The organism is Ectopseudomonas oleovorans, assembly GCF_003052605.1.
Lineage (GTDB): Bacteria > Pseudomonadota > Gammaproteobacteria > Pseudomonadales > Pseudomonadaceae > Aquipseudomonas > Aquipseudomonas oleovorans_A.
In genome coordinates this window covers 1-16,946 of record NZ_QASO01000039.1, presented here as the reverse complement: position 1 = coordinate 16,946, position 16,946 = coordinate 1, and the positions used below count along the sequence as shown (strand labels likewise).

The window sequence follows — 16,946 nt, the reverse complement described above, 5'->3', positions numbered from 1 at the left end:
AGGTAAAAGGAAGGCCCGCTGAGCGGGCCTTCTTCGTTGAGGGCTCAAGGGACTTCGATTCCCTCGTTCAGCAGCATGTCCACCAGGCGAATCAGTGGCAGGCCGATCAGGCTGCTGGTGTCTTCGCCTTCGGTGCTGCGGAACAGGCTGATGCCCAGGCCTTCTGACTTGAAACTGCCGGCGCAATCGAATGGCTGCTCGCGTTGCAGGTAACGCAGAATCTGCGCGTCGCTGAGTGAGCGGAAATGTACGGTGAACGGCACGCAGTCGACCTGGCATTGGCCGGTGCTCGAATTGAGCAGTGCCAGTCCGGTGAGGAAGGTGACGCTGCTGCCGCTGGCTGCGTGCAGTTGTTGCTGGGCTCTCGCCAGATCGTGGGGTTTGCCGAGTATTTGCCCATTGCTGAGTACGGCGACCTGATCCGAGCCGATGATCAGGTGATCGGGGTGGCTGTCGGCGAGGGCACGGGCTTTTTCTTCGGCCAGGCGCTTGACCAGATCGATGGCAGATTCGTCCTCGTGTCGGCTTTCATCGATGCTCGGCGATTGCCAGGAGAAGGGCAGTTGCAGGCGACCGAGCAGCTCGCGGCGGTAGGGTGAGCTCGAGGCGAGCAGCAGCGCGGGCATGTTCTCTTCCTTTATATAGGTGGGCGAGAAATTCTACTGATCGCCGCTACTTGTGGGCGCCTCTAAGAACGTAGGCGACGACTGCAAGGATGCAGGAGGTAGAGTGAAGCAGGAAGCCCGAGCCGAGGCAGTCAGCGCAATACCGATGGCGGCCCCATAAAAGCAGGCGAAAAATGACCGGGGTCGCGCCCGACTTTACGCGCTGTAAATGAGCGCTTGATTCGCTTCGCTCACCCCTTCGGGGTCGCGCTAAAGCGCGTTCAGCCTTCGGCTGTGAGCCTGTTTTTAACGCCGCGATGGCAACGCTGGTAGTTTTTAGAGGTGCCCCTGAAGACAGGCTGAATTTCCTTTGACATGGGCAGGGTGCATCCCTAGAATGCTGCGCCTATGTTGAATGGGCCGATTCCACCTCACGTTGATCCGCGCAAGCTCGCCGACCGCGAAGCTGCCCTCGAAGGGCAGCTCGAACTGGCCAGCCTGCAGCGTCTCTGCGACCCGCTTGCCGAAACGGCTGGCACGGTGCAGGCGAAATTTCATTTCGCGCGTGACGAGCAGAAAACTGTGGTTATCCGCAGTGAGCTTGAGGTTGAGGTCAAAATGGTCTGCCAGCGTTGTCTGGAGCTGGTCGCGCTACCCATCCGCAGCGAATGTGAATACGCCGTGGTTCGGGTTGGAGCGAACACTCAGTCCTTGCCGAAGGGCTACGACGTGCTGGAAGTGGGTGAGGAGCCGCTGGAGCTGCTTGGTCTGGTCGAGGATGAATTACTCCTCGCCCTACCGATCGTTCCTGCTCATGCCCTAGGTGATTGCCAGCAGCCGGACGGTCTCGATGAGCCCGTGCCAGGCGAGGACGAGGTATCGCGGTCCAACCCGTTCAGTGTATTGGCGCAGTTAAAGCGTGACCCAAACGTTTAGGAGTTAATCAATTATGGCTGTTCAGCAGAACAAAAAATCCCGTTCCGCCCGCGACATGCGTCGTTCGCACGACGCCCTCGAGGCCAGCACCCTGTCCGTAGAGAAGAGCACCGGTGAAGTTCACCTGCGCCACCACGTTTCTCCGGAAGGCGTGTACCGCGGTCGCAAAGTGATCGACAAGGGCGCTGACGAGTAATCCTTGTCCGCCTCGATCATCGCGATTGATGCAATGGGTGGGGACTTCGGTCCCCACTGCATTGTTCCGGCCTGCATTTCTGCGCTGGCCGAATTCCCCTCGCTGCACCTGGCCCTCGTCGGCCAAGCTCCCCTTATCGAAGAACAGCTCGCTCGCCAGCCCGGCGTCGATCGCTCGCGTCTGCAGGTTCATCACGCCAGTGAAGTCATCGCCATGGACGAACGTCCGGCGCAGGCCCTGCGTGGCAAGCCGGATGCCTCGATGCGCGTGGCGCTGGAGCTGGTGCGTCAGCGTCAGGCGCATGCCTGCGTCAGTGCCGGCAATACCGGTGCGCTGATGGCGCTGTCGCGTTACGTGCTGAAGACGCTACCGGGGATCGATCGGCCGGCCATGGTCAGCCCGATTCCCACCGAGCGCGGTCACTGCTACCTGCTGGATCTGGGCGCCAACGTCGATTGCAGTGCCGAGCACCTCTATCAGTTCGCGATCATGGGCGCCGTGGCGGCCGAGACGCTGGGCGTTTCTCGGCCGCGAGTCGCCTTGCTCAATGTCGGTACCGAAGACATCAAGGGCAATCAGCAGGTCAAGCTGGCGGCCAATATGCTGCAGCAGGCGCATGGGCTGAACTTCATCGGCTACATAGAGGGCGACGGCATGTATCGCGGCGAAGCCGATGTCGTGGTGTGCGACGGTTTCGTTGGCAATATCCTGCTCAAATCCAGCGAAGGCCTGGCCAAGATGATCACCGGGCGGGTCGAGACGCTGTTCAGCGATGGGTTGTTCGCCCAGGCGATAGGTGCCCTGGCGATGCCGTTGTTGCGTCGCCTCAAGGCCGACCTTGCGCCCGCCAAGCACAATGGTGCGAGTTTCCTCGGGCTGCAGGGCATCGTGGTCAAGAGTCATGGTGCGGCTGGCCAGGAAAGCTTTCAGAGTGCCATTCGCTGTGCGCTGCGCGAGGTGCAGGAGAATTTGCCGCAGCGACTGCATGGTCGCCTCGAGGACTTGTTACTGTAAACTCGTCACGTTTTCAGGGCAGCTCTAAAAACTACCTGCGTTGCCATCGCGGCGTTAAAAACAGGCTCAAAATGCTCATTTACAGCGCGTAAACTGCGCTTTTTCGCCTGTTTTTGCCTTGCGCTGGCTGCCTCGCCTACGTTTTTAGAGGCGCCCTTCAGGGCGTGGCGTGCGGCGGAATGTGACCGCTGCGCGCAGCCTGTCATCCAACTGTCAGTTTGCTGCGCCAGGCTCGCCTGGCGTTGGTTTTTCGACTCAAGGGACTTATTCATGTCTGCATCCCTCGCATTCGTCTTCCCCGGTCAAGGCTCGCAAGCCCTGACCATGCTTGCCGACCACGGTGCCCGGCAGCAGCTGGTGCTCGATACTTTCGGCGAAGCTTCCGAAGCGCTCGGCTACGACCTCTGGGCACTGACCCAGCAAGGGCCGGAAGAGCAACTGAACCAGACCGACAAGACCCAGCCGGCCATTCTCACTGCTTCCATCGCCCTGTGGCGTCTGTGGCAGGCCGAGGGTGGTGCCAAGCCCGCTTTCGTTGCTGGTCACAGCCTGGGTGAATACTCCGCGCTGGTCGCAGCTGGCAGCATCGCCTTTGTCGATGCCGTGAAGCTGGTGGAGCGTCGTGGTCAATTGATGCAGCAGGCCGTTCCGGCCGGGCAGGGCGGTATGGCCGCCATCCTCGGTCTGGAAGATGCCGACGTGCTGGCCGCCTGCGCCGAAGCGGCGCAGGGTGATGTGGTCAGCGCAGTGAACTTCAACGCACCTGGCCAGGTGGTGATCGCCGGTAGCGCCGCTGCCGTCGAGCGCGCCATCGAAGCGTGCAAGGCCCGTGGCGCCAAGCGCGCCATGGCGCTGCCGGTCAGCGTGCCGTCGCATTGTGCGCTGATGAAGCCGGCAGCCGAGCGTTTCGCCGAGTCGGTCGAGGCGCTGAGCTGGCAGGCACCACAAATCCCGCTGGTGCAGAACGTCAGTGCCGCCGTGGTATCCGATCTGGGCACCCTCAAGGCTGATCTGCTGGCGCAGCTATACAGCCCGGTACGCTGGGTCGAGTCGATGGTGCGTCTGTCCGAACAGGGCGTGACCGATCTGATCGAATGCGGCCCTGGCAAGGTGCTGAGCGGCCTGAACAAGCGCTGCGTCAAAGGCATCAATACTCACAACCTGGATACCCCGGATGCTTTTGCTGCCGCTCGCGCAGCCCTGGCTTGAGCAAGGAGAACGAACATGAGTCTGCAAGGTAAAGTCGCACTGGTCACCGGCGCCAGCCGTGGTATCGGTCAGGCAATCGCTCTGGAACTGGGTCGTCAGGGCGCCATCGTCATCGGCACCGCGACCAGTGCCTCGGGTGCTGAGCGTATCGCCGAAACCCTCAAGGCCAATGGCGTCGAAGGCGCCGGTCTGGTGCTCGACGTGAGCAACGACGAATCGGTTGCCACCACCCTCGAACACATCCAGCAACATCTTGGTCAGCCGTTGATCCTGGTCAATAACGCCGGTATCACCCGTGACAATCTAATGCTGCGCATGAAGGACGACGAGTGGCATGACGTCATCAACACCAACTTGAACAGTCTCTACCGTCTGTCCAAGGCCGTGCTGCGTGGCATGACCAAGGCACGTTTCGGGCGCATCATCAACATCGGCTCCGTGGTCGGTGCGATGGGCAATGCCGGTCAGGTCAACTACGCTGCAGCCAAGGCTGGTCTGGAAGGTTTCAGCCGCGCGCTGGCGCGTGAAGTCGGTTCGCGCGGTATCACGGTCAACTCGGTGGCCCCAGGTTTCATCGACACCGATATGACCCGTGAGCTGCCGGAAGGCCAGCGCGACGCGCTGCTGACGCAGATTCCGCTGGGCCGTTTGGGGCAGGCCGAAGAGATCGCCAAGGTAGTCGGTTTCCTGGCTTCCGATGGCGCAGGCTACGTCACTGGGGCTACTATTCCGGTGAACGGCGGTATGTACATGAGTTAAAAAGGGCGCCTCCGAATGCCCGGAGGCTCTCGAATGTGACGCGAGCCATCAGAAAACTGTCATAGTGGCTGTCTAAAATCCGTTATAAAGCTGCAACAGGTTTATAGACAGATCGTTGAAGTGTTCCTGGGGGCTCCCCGGCATTCAGCTTGAAATGCTAAAAACCCTTTCTATACACTTGGCCGCTACCAGCTGCCTGGATTTGTCCAATAGGAGTGAAAACAAGGTATGAGCACCATCGAAGAACGCGTCAAGAAAATCGTTGCTGAGCAACTTGGCGTCAAGGAAGAGGAAGTAACCAACAGCGCTTCCTTCGTTGAAGACCTGGGTGCCGACTCTCTTGACACCGTTGAGCTGGTGATGGCTCTCGAGGAAGAATTCGAGACCGAGATCCCGGACGAGCAAGCTGAGAAAATCACCACCGTTCAAGAAGCTATCGACTACGTGACTGCCCACGCGCAATAAGTCACCGTCAGCTTTCTGATCGAGAAAAGCCGCACTGCCCTAATCAGGCGTGCGGTTTTTCTTTACGTGCAGGGCGCATGTGGCGCCTGAGTAGAACAAGAGGAGATTGCTGTGTCGCGTAGACGCGTCGTGGTTACCGGTATGGGCATGCTGTCGCCACTGGGTAACGATGTGCCGAGCAGCTGGCAGGGCATTTTGGCCGGGCGCAGTGGCATCGGTCTGATCGAGCATATGGACCTGTCGGCCTACTCCACCCGTTTTGGCGGGTCGCTCAAGGGCTTCAATGTCGAGGAATATCTCTCCGCCAAGGAGGCGCGCAAGCTCGACCTGTTCATCCAGTACGGTCTCGCTGCCTGCTTCCAGGCCGTGCGTGATTCCGGGCTGGACATCACTGACGCCAATCGTGAGCGTATCGGTGTGGCCATGGGCTCCGGCATCGGCGGCCTGACCAATATCGAGAACAACTGCAAATCGCTGCACGAGCAAGGGCCGCGGCGCATTTCGCCGTTCTTCGTGCCGGGCTCGATCATCAACATGATTTCCGGCTTCCTGTCGATCCACCTGGGTCTGCAGGGGCCGAACTACGCCATCGCCACGGCGTGCACCACCGGCACGCACTGCATTGGTATGGCCGCGCGCAACATCGCCTATGGCGAAGCCGATGTGATGGTCGCCGGCGGCGCCGAGATGGCAGCCTGCGGCCTGGGCATGGGCGGCTTCGGTGCCGCGCGTGCGCTGTCGACGCGTAACGACGAGCCGACCAAGGCCAGTCGTCCGTGGGACAAGGGCCGTGACGGTTTCGTGCTGTCCGACGGTTCCGGCGCCCTGGTGCTGGAGGAGTTGGAACACGCCAAGGCGCGTGGTGCCACCATCTATGCCGAGCTGATCGGCTTCGGTATGAGCGGCGATGCATTCCACATGACCTCGCCGCCCGAGGACGGTGCCGGCGCGGCGCGCTGCATGGCCGCCGCCCTGCGCGATGCCGGTGTCAATGCCGACCAGGTGCAGTACATCAACGCCCACGGCACTTCGACCCCGGCTGGCGATATCGCCGAAGCTGCGGCAGTCAAGAGCGTGTTCGGTGATCACGCCTACCAGTTGTCGGTCAGCTCGACCAAATCCATGACCGGCCACCTGCTCGGTGCGGCAGGTGCGGTGGAGGCGATCTTCAGCGTGCTGGCGATCCGTGATCAGGTGGCGCCGCCGACCATCAACCTCGACGAGCCGGACGAAGGCTGCGACCTGGACTTCGTGCCGCATCAGGCCAAGGCCATGCCGATCGAAATCGCCCTGTCGAACTCCTTCGGCTTCGGCGGCACCAACGGCTCACTGCTGTTCCGTCGGTACCACGGCTGATGCTGAGCTGGGTCAACGGTGCGCCCGGCGAGCAGTTGTCGGTTCGCGACCGTGGCCTGGCTTATGGCGATGGTCTGTTCGAGACCATCGCCGTGCGCGGCGGGCGCATCCCGCTGCTGGCGCGGCATATGGCGCGCCTGGCCGATGGTTGTCGGCGCCTGTCCATTCCCCTCGATCTGGTTCTCATTGAGCACGAGCTACAGGCGTTCGCCGGGCTGCTGGGTGAGGGCGTCGCCAAACTCATCGTCAGCCGCGGTGAGGGCCAGCGTGGCTACGCGCCGCCGCAACCCTGTCAGCCGCTGCGCATCCTGCAGGCGGCGCCGCTGCCGCAGTATCCCGCTGCGCATGCCGAGCAGGGCGTGCGTCTGTTTCCCTGTGAGACGCGTCTGGCTGAGCAACCGCTGCTGGCCGGGCTCAAGCACCTCAATCGCCTGGAACAGGTACTGGCGCGAGCCGAATGGCAGGACCCCGAGTGTGCCGAGGGCCTGATGCGCGACAGCAGTGGCCGAGTCATCGAGGGCGTGTACAGCAACCTGTTCCTCGTCGTCGGCGGCGGGCTGGTGACGGCTGATTTGTCGCGCTGTGGTGTAGCCGGCGTGATGCGTGCGGAGATCCTGCAGCAGGCGCAGTTGCTCGGGCTGTCTGTCGAGTTACGCGATGTTTCTTACGACGAACTGCTGGATGCCGATGAAGTCTTTCTCTGCAACAGCCTTTACGGCATCTGGCCTGTTCGGGCGCTGCAAGAGCGACACTGGTCGGTCGGGCCGCTCACCCGTAAACTGCAGGCCATCGTCTGCGACCTACTGAGTAACTAACTGGTGCTACGCAAGATCCTGGTGCTGCTTGAATGCGGCGTGTTGTTGGCTGCTCTACTGGTAGTTGGTGCTGCCTGGCAGCAGCAAAGAGCGCTGGAGCAGCCTCTGCATCTGGCTGAAGAAATGCTTCTGGAGGTGCCGTCCGGCGCTACGCCGAGCGGCCTGCTCAATCGTCTGGAAGCAGAAGGTGTCATCGACAATGCCTTCTGGCTGCGCCTTTACTGGCGCTTCAATCTGAATGCGCCTGCCATGCACAGCGGCGAATACCGCCTGCTACCGGAACTCAGCGCCCGCGACATGCTTGGCCTGTGGCAGCGCGGTGAGGTGGTGCAGTACAGCCTGACCCTGGTCGAGGGCTGGAACTTCCGCCAGGTGCGCGCCGCTCTGGCCCGCCAGGAGCGTCTGGAGCAGCGCCTGGCCGATCTCAGCGATGCCCAGCTGATGGAGCGCCTGGGTATGGCCGGGCAGAACCCGGAAGGGCGTTTCTTCCCCGATACCTATCGTTACGTGCGCGGCATGAGCGACGAAGACCTGCTCAAGCAGGCCAACGCCCGTCTGGAGCGTGTTCTGGCTGAAGAGTGGCAGCAGCGCGCCGAGGGTTTGCCCTATCGCGAGCCGTACGACGCGTTGATCATGGCCTCGATGATCGAGAAGGAAACCGGTGTACCCGAAGAGCGCGGCGAGATTGCTGGCGTGTTCGTGCGTCGCCTGCGCATGGGCATGCGCCTGCAGACCGATCCCACCGTCATCTACGGCATGGGCAAGCGCTATAACGGCCGCATCACCCGCGCCGACCTGCGCACGCCAACGCCCTACAACACCTATACCATCGACGGGATGCCGCCAACGCCGATTGCCATGGTCGGCCGTGAGGCGATTCATGCCGCGCTCAACCCGCGCGATGGCACCACCCTGTATTTTGTCGCGCGAGGCGACGGCAGCCATGTGTTCTCCAACACCCTGGCCGAGCACAACCGCGCGGTGCGCGAATACCAGCTCAAGCGTCGCGCCGACTACCGCTCCAGCCCCGCGCCCCGTGCGGCGGCCGAAACCGAATAAGGGCAATCCGTGACCGGTCTGTTTATTACCCTGGAAGGCCCGGAAGGCGCCGGCAAAAGCACCAACCGCGAATACCTGGCTGAGCGCCTGCGCGAGCAGGGCATCGATGTGCTGCTGACCCGCGAGCCCGGCGGTACGCCCCTGGCCGAGCGCATCCGCGAGCTGCTGCTCGACCCGAGCGATGAGCCGATGGCGGCCGATACCGAGTTGCTGCTGGTGTTCGCCGCCCGTGCCCAGCACCTGCAACAGGTGATTCGTCCGGCTCTGGCCAAGGGCAGCGTGGTGCTGTGCGACCGTTTCACTGATGCCACCTACGCCTACCAGGGTGGTGGTCGGGGTCTTTCCATCGAACGCATCGCGCAGCTTGAGCAGTTCGTTCAGGGCGAGCTGCGCCCTGATCTGACGCTGATTTTTGATCTGCCGGTGGAGATCGGTCTGGCTCGCGCCGCGGCTCGCGGTCGCCTGGATCGTTTCGAGCAGGAAGGCCGTGGCTTCTTCGAAGCGGTACGCCAGGCCTATCTGCAGCGCGCCGAGCAGGCGCCACAACGATATCGCGTGCTGGATGCCGGGCAGACCCTGGCTCAGGTGCAGGCCGATATCGATGCCTTGCTGCCGAGCCTGCTGGAGGCTTGCCGTGGCTGATGTCTATCCCTGGCAACAAGCGCTCTGGCAGCAACTCGCCGGGCGTAGCCAGCACGCCCATGCCTACCTGCTGCATGGTCCGGCCGGCATCGGCAAGCGTGCGCTGGCCGAGCGCCTGATGGCGCGCCTGCTATGCCAGAACCCGAATGGGCTGGATGCCTGTGGCAACTGTAAATCCTGTCATCTGTTGGCTGCCGGTACGCACCCGGACAACTACGTGCTGGAGCCCGAAGAGGCGGACAAGCCGATCAAGGTCGATCAGGTGCGTGAGCTGGTCGACTTCGTGGTGCAGACCGCGCAGCTGGGTGGGCGCAAGGTGGTGCTGCTGGAGCCGGCCGAGGCGATGAACCTCAACGCCGCCAACGCGCTGCTCAAGAGCCTGGAAGAACCCTCCGGCAATACCGTGCTGCTGCTTATCAGCCACCAGCCCAGCCGCTTGTTGCCGACCATCAAGAGTCGCTGCGTGCAGCAGGCCTGCCCATTGCCGAGCGAGGCGATGAGCCTGGCCTGGCTGGCCCAGGCACTGCCCGAACTGGGTGACGATGAGCGTGCCGACCTGCTCACGCTCGCGGCGGGTTCGCCGCTGGCGGCCGTGCGCCTGCAGGCTCAGGGCGTACGCGAGCAACGAGCTCAGGCCGTGGAGGGAGTGAAAAAACTGCTCAAGCAGCAGATCTCCCCGAGCCAACTGGCGGAAAGCTGGAGCTCATTGCCGCTGAATCTGCTGTTCGACTGGTTCTGCGACTGGGCGCAACTGATGTTGCGCTACCAACTGACCAAGGACGAGGAAGGCCTGGGCCAGGTCGATATGCGCAAGGTGGTGCAGTACCTGGCGGACAAGAGCGCGCAGGCCAAGGTATTGGCGATTCAGGAATGGCTGCTCGCGCAAAGGCAGAAGGTGATGGGTAAAGCCAACCTCAATCGTGTGCTGCTACTGGAAGCCTTGCTGGTGCAGTGGGCCGCCTTGCCAGGACAGGATCGCGGCTGACTGGCGCGAGAGCCGGATTCGGCAGGGCGTCACATTCTGCTGGCTGCCTGCCGCCCGGTTGTTTGCGCATGAGCATGAACAAGCCCTAGAATCGGCCATTAAGCAATAAATGCCAGGAATGTGCTGATGAGCCTGCCACCCAATCTGGGTCCCCGTAACGGAATTCTGTCCCTGACCATCAAGGACAAGTCCGTGCTGTACGCGGCCTACATGCCTTTCATCAAGAATGGCGGTCTCTTCATTCCCACCAACAAGAGCTACAAGCTCGGTGACGAAGTGTTCATGCTGCTCAACCTGATGGATGAGCCGGAGAAGATTCCGGTGGCCGGCAAGGTGGTGTGGATCACCCCGAAAGGCGCGCAGGGCAACCGTGCTGCCGGTGTCGGTGTTCAGTTCAACGACAGTGATAACACCGCTCGCAACAAGATCGAAACCTACCTCGCTGGCGCGCTGAAGTCCGACCGCCCGACTCACACCATGTAACCCGCTGGCCGCGCGCGTACTGTCCTCGCGGTCGAAGTATCTCCTCCAGAGCGTCCAGGCGCCTGCCACTTTCGATTACAATTCGGGCTTTCCCTTTGCTCGAGTTCTCCCGCTGTGCTGATTGACTCCCATTGCCACCTTGATCGTCTCGACCTCGCTGCTCACGGTGGCTCGCTGGATGCCGCCCTGGATGCGGCGCGCGCCGCCGGCGTCGGGCATTTCCTGTGTATTGGCGTCAGCGCCGACAACGCCGCCACGGTCAAGGGCCTGGCCGAGCGCTATGCCGATGTCGATTGTTCGGTGGGCGTGCATCCGCTGGATCTCGAGCCGGGCGCCGAGCCTGCGCTGGACTGGCTACTGGGCGAGCTGGCACATCCAAAAGTGGTCGCCATTGGTGAGACCGGTCTGGATTACCACTACGAGCCTGAATCCGCTGCGCTGCAGCAGGCCTCCTTCCGTCTGCATCTGGAGGCGGCGCGCATCACTGGCAAGCCGGTAATCGTGCACACCCGCGAGGCCCGCGCCGACACCCTGGCGTTGTTGCGCGAAGCGGCGCTGCCACAGGCTGGCGTGCTGCATTGCTTCACCGAAGACTGGGAGATGGCCAGGGCCGCGCTGGACATCGGTTTTTATATTTCCCTGTCCGGCATCGTCACCTTCCGCAATGCCGAGGCGCTGCGCGATGTGGCGCGCCATGTGCCGGCTGACCGTCTGCTGGTGGAAACCGACTCGCCTTACCTGGCGCCCGTGCCGCATCGCGGCAAGCCCAACCTGCCGCAATACGTACGTGAAGTGGCCGAGTACCTGGCGGTGCTGCGTGGGGTTAGCTACGAGGTGCTGGCTGAGCAGACCTCGAGCAACTTCAAGCGTCTGTTCCCGTTGGCTGGTGTGGCTGACGCATAACAGCCCGTAGGTGGCGCGGCGCGCACCAGGCGACGTGAGGCGTTGCAGCTATGGTGGGTTACGCGGCACCCAGATCCAGCTCAGCAGTCAGATCGTGACAGGCGGCTAACCCACCCTACGGGAACGGCGATCCGCTGAGCAAAAAAAAACCCGGACTCTGGGGGATGAATCCGGGTCAAGACCATTAGGAGTAAATCAAGGTACGCGGTCCACGGTACCTTGGCTGGCGGGGCACTTGGGGGGAGATGCCGCACACCAGTACGTTCCAGTATTGGCCATGATTCGCGAGCGTCCAGACCAAAGCCTGAGTTTTTTAAACGGATTTGGAATACCACGGGCGCTGGTGAGTTCTCACCCTTTTGCCAGCTGGGTTAGCAGGCTCAGCGTTTCCTCGATCACCTGCTCGCTGGTGTAGAAATGCGGCGATAAACGCACTCCTGGGCCGCGTTGCACGCAGATCACCTGCTCCTCGCGCAAGCGCTGATATAGCGCCGGATTGTCCCAGCCCGCCAGGCTGAAACTGAGAATACCGGCACGACGCGCAGGGTCGAGCGGGCTATGGATCACTGCACCAGGCAATTCGCGAATACCATCGTTCAGGCGCTGAACCCGTTTTCCCACCAGCGCGCCGACCCGCTCCATGCCCACTTCCTCGAGCAACGACAGGCTCGCCTCCAGGGCGAAGGCGCCGAGCATGTTCGGGCTGCCGCATTCGAAGCGCCGTGCACTGCGGGCTGGCTGCCAGTCCTGGCGGGTGTAGTCGCCGGCATGTTCGAGCATGTGCCAGCCATACTCGTGCAGTTTCAGCTGATCGCGTACCGCACTGCGGCAATAGAACACCCCCAGGCCCTCCGGGCCGAGCATCCACTTGTGGCCGTCGGCCATGGCGAAGTCGCAGTCGTAGGCTTGAACGTCGAAGGGCAGGGCACCCAGTTGCTGGATGGCATCAATGCAGAACAGCACGCCATGCTGGCGGCAGCCGCGGCCTAGGCGCGGCAGATCGAGACGCAGGCCGCTGGCGAACTGCACGGCGCTGATCGACAACAGGCGTGTACGCGGGGTGAAGGCGGCGAGCAAGGCCGCTTCTGGATCAACACCCTTGAGATTGACCTCGACTACCTCGACGCCCTGAGCCGCCAGGGCCAGCCAGACGATGCGGTTGGAAGGGAATTCCTCGTCGCTGATGATCACCTGGTCGCCAGCTCGCCAGTCCAGGCCGAAGGCCACGAACGAGAGTGCCTCGGAGGTATTCTTGACCAGTGCAATATCACCGGTGCTTGGTGCGTTCATCAGGCGCACAAGGCGTTCGCGTAGGCTACGCTCAAGTTTCAGCCAGTCGGGATAGTCACGCGCACCGCTGCTGACGTTCGCTTCCGAGAACCGTCGAACCGCTTCAGCACTGCGTTTCGGCCAGGGGGCGACAGCCGCATGGTTCAGATAGCGCAGTCCATTTTCCAGAGGGAACTCATCATGAAACACGTACATGGTCGGATGATCCATGCAATTTGGCCGCATTTGGGCATAATAAGTGGCTTCGATTTTTGACCCCGTAGTCCCTTTATGCAGAAAGAACCCCGTAAGGTCCGCGAATTCCGTCGCCGCGAGCAAGAAATTCTCGATACCGCGCTGAAACTCTTCCTCGAACAAGGAGAAGACAGCGTTACCGTCGAGATGATCGCTGATGCGGTCGGTATCGGCAAAGGCACTATCTACAAGCACTTCAAGTCCAAGGCGGAGATCTACCTGCGCCTGATGCTCGACTACGAGCGCGATCTCAACGAACTGCTGCATTCGGCCGATGTGGATCGTGACAAGGAAGCGCTGTCGCGTGCGTACTTCGAATTCCGCATGCGCGATCCGCAACGCTATCGCCTGTTCGATCGCCTCGAAGAGAAGGTGGTCAAGGGCAATCAAGTGCCGGAAATGGTCGAGCAGTTGCACAAGATCCGTGCTTCCAACTTCGAGCGTCTGACCCAGCTGATCAAGGGCCGCATCGCCGAAGGCAAGTTGGAAGACGTACCGCCGTACTTCCACTATTGCGCAGCCTGGGCCCTGGTGCACGGCGCCGTGGCGCTGTATCACTCGCCGTTCTGGAGCAACGTGCTCGAGGATCAGGAAGGCTTCTTCCAGTTCCTCATGGACATCGGCGTGCGCATGGGTAACAAGCGCAAGCGCGACGCCTGATGCCTGGCATGTCGGCCACGGTACTGTGCCGTGGCTAACATAGCGATATACTCCGGTTCTTAACGAACTGGAGCTCCCAATGATCGTCGACCGCCAGGGCAGACGCTTTCGCAACCTCCGCGTCAGCCTGACCGCCGCCTGCAACTACGCCTGCACCTACTGTGTGCCGAACGGCAAGCGTCTGGTCGCCGCTCAGGACGAACTCTCCGCCGACGCCATGGCGCGTGGTGTGGCTTACCTGATCGAAGCAGCCGGCATCGAGCGCCTGCGCATCACCGGTGGTGAGCCGCTGGTCAGCACGCGCCTGGAGCCTTTCCTGCGCCAGGTCAGCCAACTCGGCCTCGACGATATCAGCCTCACCACCAACGGCCAGTTGCTCGAGCGCAAGTTGCCGCTGCTGGTCGAATGCGGTATCCGCCGTCTCAATGTTTCCCTCGATACCCTCGACGCCGACGCCTTCCGCAGCATCGCCCGCGGCGGCGACCTGGCCACCGTGCTGGCTGGCATGGAAGCGGCGCGCGAAGCCGGGATGAAGATCAAGGTCAACATGGTGCCGTTGCGCGGGCAGAACCTCGACCAGGTGCTGCCGCTGCTCGAGTACTGCCTGGAACGCGGTTTCGAGCTGCGCTTCATAGAACTGATGCGCATGGGCCACCTGGCGCGCGACCCCAATGCCTTCAACCAGCAATTCGTCGGCCTGCCGGAGCTGCTCGAGCTGATCGGCAGCCGTCACCAGTACGTTCAGGCCAGCGCTCCGGTGGATGCCACGGCGATGCGTTACGCCATTCCCGGTGCCGGTCATTTCGGCGTGATTGCCAACGAAAGCGTGCCGTTCTGCCGTACCTGCTCGCGTCTGCGCCTGTCGTCTACCGGCTGGTTGCACGGCTGCCTGTCGTCGAGCAACCGCCACTTCGTTGGCGACCTGCTGGACAAACCCCGTCACCAGGCCTTGCCGGCGCTGCAGCGTCTGCTGGTCAAGGCCCTCGGCGACAAGCAGGACCTGGCCTTCTCCGGCGGTGTCACCGTGATGAAGATCATCGGCGGCTGAGCTTCGCGGCTTTGCTGGGAGATTTGGCCAGGTCTAGCATCGCTGGTGGGCTGGAGCTGAGCTCCGCCCGGCCCCGAAGAGTAGTGCTGTAGGGTGGGCTTTAGCCCACGTCCATCATCGTCGATGGGTTGAAACAGAGCGCCGTGCCATCCGGCCTCAGCGCAAACTGAGAGGTGTGCAGAAGCTTTGGCCAAGGCCTAAGTGGCTCGGCAGTCACGCCAGGCCCGGATAAACTGCCGGGGCGCCAACCAACCGAGTGACTGCCTGCATGTCCGCCACCTTTCCCATCGCCTACATCGAACCAGTGTTTCGTCCGCCGAGCGAGGCGCAGTCGCTGATTCTGCCGGTTACCAACGGCTGCTCCTGGAACCAGTGCACCTTCTGCGATTAGTTACCCCGATACGTGGTCCAAAACCTCAACTCAAAAGCCCACATCCAGCATAGATATCCGTGATATTTATTTGGTGAGGGCTTGGTGGTACGAGTTTAAGAGCTAGATTTACCCCAAACGAGTACATAAACCTAAGAAATATCGTAGGGCCGCTCATGCCAACTGTCCTCGAATCGTCTCATCGTGAGTTCAGAACCTTTGTGGCTGATTCGACAGGCATTCAGATTATCCTGCCGGTTATCGTCACCGAGCATGGCGTTCTGGATCAGTTCGCTCGATACATGCACCTGAACCGGATCAAGAGCCGTTCCTGGCAGGAGTCTGCGACTTTCGCGTTGCAGTTGCTGTTGGAATACATGGAGGCCAACCAGGGCTTCTATGACACTCCGAGAGCGCTGTTCACGGCGTTCTCAGACGCGCTTTACACCGGCACGGTGTCCAATAGCTGCGACCCTTCAGGCCTGTGGTGGCAACCAAGGCAACCGGACGATGCCGGTAAGCTGATCGGCCATGTCACGCGATTTAGCGATTGGCTGGCTGTCGTCAACGAAGACGCCAAGCTGCAACTCAATCACTGGCGGCATGCGACTAGGCACGAGGAACGGCTGAATTGGGCTGCCTATTCGCACCGCAGAGATAACGCCTTTCTTACCCACCTCTGGCGTTCCACGTCGCAGACGAAGCAGTCCAGAGCCGTGCGCTCAAGGACGATGCCTGTTGAACGGCAAACGCCCACCAAGGCATTTCCAGAGGAACACTTCGAGCTGCTGGTATGCGAGGGTTTCCGCAGGCGGTCACGAGATTCACGAGGGCCTATAGACCTTCGAAATGTCCTGATTACCTACCTCATGCACTACGGCGGATTGAGGCTGTCCGAAGCGCTCTCGCTTTGGAGTGATGACGTTAGCTTAGAGGCCGGGGAGGTCATCGTACGTATTTATCACCCTGAATACGGGCTGGCACCTGGCGGTAAGGCCAACCGCGCTGTTTACCTTCAAAGCCAATACGGCCTGCAACCCCGCAACCGGCTGGTCAAAGCGATCGACCCGCTGTTCCTCGGGTGGAAGAACGGCCTGATAACCGACCCGCACCGACGCTGTTTCGAGGTCTTCTTCTTCCCCCATGAAGCCGGGCAGATTTTTGCCGAGTTGTGGCGTGACTATCACCTGAAACAGCGGTTAAAGCCGAAGGCCAGCGAAGGTCATCCCTATGCCTTTACCAACCGCGACGGTCAGCCTTACTCACACCGAATGTTCCGCAAGGCTCACAAGTTGGGTATTGAGAGAATCGGGTTAGCGTACGAGAAGATCGAGGGCACAACCCCGCACGGCCACCGTCATGCCTATGGCCAGCGCCTGGCTCGGGGTGGCGCCGCCCCGCTGTTGATCAAAAACGCCATGCACCATGCGTCGATCACATCGAGTCAGACCTACACGCAGCCCACGACAGCGCAAATGCGCCAGAGTCTCCGAGACCTGGAGGAGCGGCTGCGCTTGCAGTATGCAGATGATTCCCACGACCTTTGACCAAGGACTGATGCCGATGCCAACCAAGAAGAATTTTTATACCTACGCCGAGGCACAGGTGGCAGCCCAGGCGTTGGGCATCAAGAAGCATTCCGACTACAAAAAACGCTACCGCGAAGACCTGCGACTGCCGTCCAACCCCAGTCAGTTCTATGTCGACGCCGGCTGGATTGACTGGTACGACTTCCTCGGCAATGAACGGCCCGACTTCTACACGACCTACGCGGAGGCCCAGGCGGCAGCCCGGGCGCTGGGCGTCAAGAGGCAGCCCGAGTACACCAAGCGCTACCGTGAAGACCCGCGACTGCCGTCCAGCCCCGATGAGTTCTATGCCGATGCCGGCTGGATTGACTGGTACGACTTCCTCGGC

The 16,946-nt window shown here is 61.5% G+C and carries 20 protein-coding genes and 1 pseudogene; 18 read left to right on the top strand and 3 right to left on the bottom strand.

The genetic code is table 11. The features are described from left to right. Positions 1-44 precede the first annotated feature (44 nt). A complete protein-coding gene (locus DBO86_RS07370) occupies positions 45-626 on the bottom strand; it encodes a Maf family protein (protein WP_108233361.1) in 582 nt (193 codons plus the stop codon). A 387-nt stretch (positions 627-1,013) separates the two neighbouring features. Here DBO86_RS07370 and DBO86_RS07365 point away from each other — a divergent pair, with 387 nt between their 5' ends. From DBO86_RS07365 to plsX, 3 genes are read left to right on the top strand one after another with little or no spacing between them, the layout of a single operon-like run. Beyond that, positions 1,014-1,541: a YceD family protein gene (locus DBO86_RS07365; RefSeq protein ID WP_104730279.1), complete on the top strand. Its 528-nt coding sequence runs from the start codon at positions 1,014-1,016 to the stop codon at positions 1,539-1,541. A gap of 13 nt (positions 1,542-1,554) precedes the next feature. Beyond that, positions 1,555-1,737 (top strand): 50S ribosomal protein L32, encoded by a 183-nt coding sequence (gene rpmF / locus DBO86_RS07360; protein WP_003245185.1) that lies wholly within the window; start codon positions 1,555-1,557, stop codon positions 1,735-1,737. A 3-nt stretch (positions 1,738-1,740) separates the two neighbouring features. Continuing rightward, positions 1,741-2,751, top strand: coding sequence for a phosphate acyltransferase PlsX (gene plsX / locus DBO86_RS07355; RefSeq protein WP_108233360.1), 1,011 nt, complete (start codon positions 1,741-1,743; stop codon positions 2,749-2,751). A 5-nt stretch (positions 2,752-2,756) separates the two neighbouring features. Here plsX and DBO86_RS25985 read toward each other — a convergent pair whose 3' ends face one another. Then, a complete protein-coding gene (locus tag DBO86_RS25985; protein WP_039964818.1) occupies positions 2,757-3,023 on the bottom strand; it encodes a hypothetical protein in 267 nt (88 codons plus the stop codon). On the opposite strand from DBO86_RS25985, the gene fabD reads away from it, so the two are divergent. The 10 genes from fabD (at position 3,022) to DBO86_RS07300 (ending at position 11,427) form a co-directional block, all read left to right on the top strand. Further along, the gene (gene fabD / locus DBO86_RS07345; protein ID WP_108233359.1) at positions 3,022-3,960 is read left to right on the top strand and encodes an ACP S-malonyltransferase; all 939 of its coding nucleotides are present in this window, start codon (positions 3,022-3,024) and stop codon (positions 3,958-3,960) included. The genes DBO86_RS25985 and fabD overlap by 2 nt on opposite strands. Before the next feature lie 15 nt (positions 3,961-3,975). Next, complete coding sequence (gene fabG, locus DBO86_RS07340; protein ID WP_003245179.1) at positions 3,976-4,719, top strand: 3-oxoacyl-ACP reductase FabG; 744 nt, start codon at positions 3,976-3,978, stop codon at positions 4,717-4,719. 228 nt (positions 4,720-4,947) lie between these two features. Further along, a complete protein-coding gene (gene acpP, locus DBO86_RS07335) occupies positions 4,948-5,184 on the top strand; it encodes an acyl carrier protein (protein ID WP_003245177.1) in 237 nt (78 codons plus the stop codon). A 111-nt stretch (positions 5,185-5,295) separates the two neighbouring features. Further along, positions 5,296-6,540 (top strand): beta-ketoacyl-ACP synthase II, encoded by a 1,245-nt coding sequence (gene fabF, locus DBO86_RS07330; RefSeq protein ID WP_003461946.1) that lies wholly within the window; start codon positions 5,296-5,298, stop codon positions 6,538-6,540. Further along, the gene (gene pabC / locus DBO86_RS07325) at positions 6,540-7,355 is read left to right on the top strand and encodes an aminodeoxychorismate lyase (protein WP_108233358.1); all 816 of its coding nucleotides are present in this window, start codon (positions 6,540-6,542) and stop codon (positions 7,353-7,355) included. Before fabF ends, pabC begins: the two co-directional genes overlap by 1 nt. A gap of 3 nt (positions 7,356-7,358) precedes the next feature. Next, the gene (gene mltG / locus DBO86_RS07320; RefSeq protein ID WP_104730283.1) at positions 7,359-8,414 is read left to right on the top strand and encodes an endolytic transglycosylase MltG; all 1,056 of its coding nucleotides are present in this window, start codon (positions 7,359-7,361) and stop codon (positions 8,412-8,414) included. 9 nt (positions 8,415-8,423) lie between these two features. Then, entirely contained in the window at positions 8,424-9,056 is a 633-nt protein-coding gene (gene tmk, locus DBO86_RS07315) for a dTMP kinase (protein ID WP_104730284.1), read from the top strand. After that, entirely contained in the window at positions 9,049-10,041 is a 993-nt protein-coding gene (locus DBO86_RS07310) for a DNA polymerase III subunit delta' (protein ID WP_108233357.1), read from the top strand. The genes tmk and DBO86_RS07310 overlap by 8 nt, the downstream gene beginning before the upstream one ends. 126 nt (positions 10,042-10,167) lie before the next feature. After that, positions 10,168-10,524: a PilZ domain-containing protein gene (locus DBO86_RS07305; RefSeq protein WP_104730286.1), complete on the top strand. Its 357-nt coding sequence runs from the start codon at positions 10,168-10,170 to the stop codon at positions 10,522-10,524. Between the two features lie 114 nt (positions 10,525-10,638). Next, entirely contained in the window at positions 10,639-11,427 is a 789-nt protein-coding gene (locus DBO86_RS07300; RefSeq protein ID WP_108233356.1) for a TatD family hydrolase, read from the top strand. A 351-nt stretch (positions 11,428-11,778) separates the two neighbouring features. Here the strand turns inward: DBO86_RS07300 and DBO86_RS07295 are convergent, their stop codons facing one another. Next, positions 11,779-12,912: an aminotransferase class V-fold PLP-dependent enzyme gene (locus DBO86_RS07295; RefSeq protein WP_108233355.1), complete on the bottom strand. Its 1,134-nt coding sequence runs from the start codon at positions 12,910-12,912 to the stop codon at positions 11,779-11,781. 75 nt (positions 12,913-12,987) lie between these two features. Here DBO86_RS07295 and DBO86_RS07290 point away from each other — a divergent pair, with 75 nt between their 5' ends. From DBO86_RS07290 to DBO86_RS07270, 5 genes and pseudogenes are all read left to right on the top strand, one after another. Then, entirely contained in the window at positions 12,988-13,611 is a 624-nt protein-coding gene (locus tag DBO86_RS07290) for a TetR/AcrR family transcriptional regulator (RefSeq protein ID WP_003461933.1), read from the top strand. A gap of 79 nt (positions 13,612-13,690) precedes the next feature. Beyond that, positions 13,691-14,659, top strand: a complete 969-nt coding sequence (locus DBO86_RS07285) for a GTP 3',8-cyclase MoaA (RefSeq protein ID WP_017677598.1) — start codon at positions 13,691-13,693, stop codon at positions 14,657-14,659. A gap of 268 nt (positions 14,660-14,927) precedes the next feature. Beyond that, a pseudogene (locus tag DBO86_RS07280) lies at positions 14,928-15,047 on the top strand (radical SAM protein); the annotation flags it as partial. Positions 15,048-15,205: 158 nt separating this feature from the next. Further along, complete coding sequence (gmtY, locus tag DBO86_RS07275) at positions 15,206-16,576, top strand: gamma-mobile-trio recombinase GmtY (RefSeq protein ID WP_074855971.1); 1,371 nt, start codon at positions 15,206-15,208, stop codon at positions 16,574-16,576. A 16-nt stretch (positions 16,577-16,592) separates the two neighbouring features. Further along, positions 16,593-16,946 (top strand): integrase repeat-containing protein (locus DBO86_RS07270; RefSeq protein ID WP_208630390.1); only part of this gene is annotated, 354 nt, incomplete at its 3' end.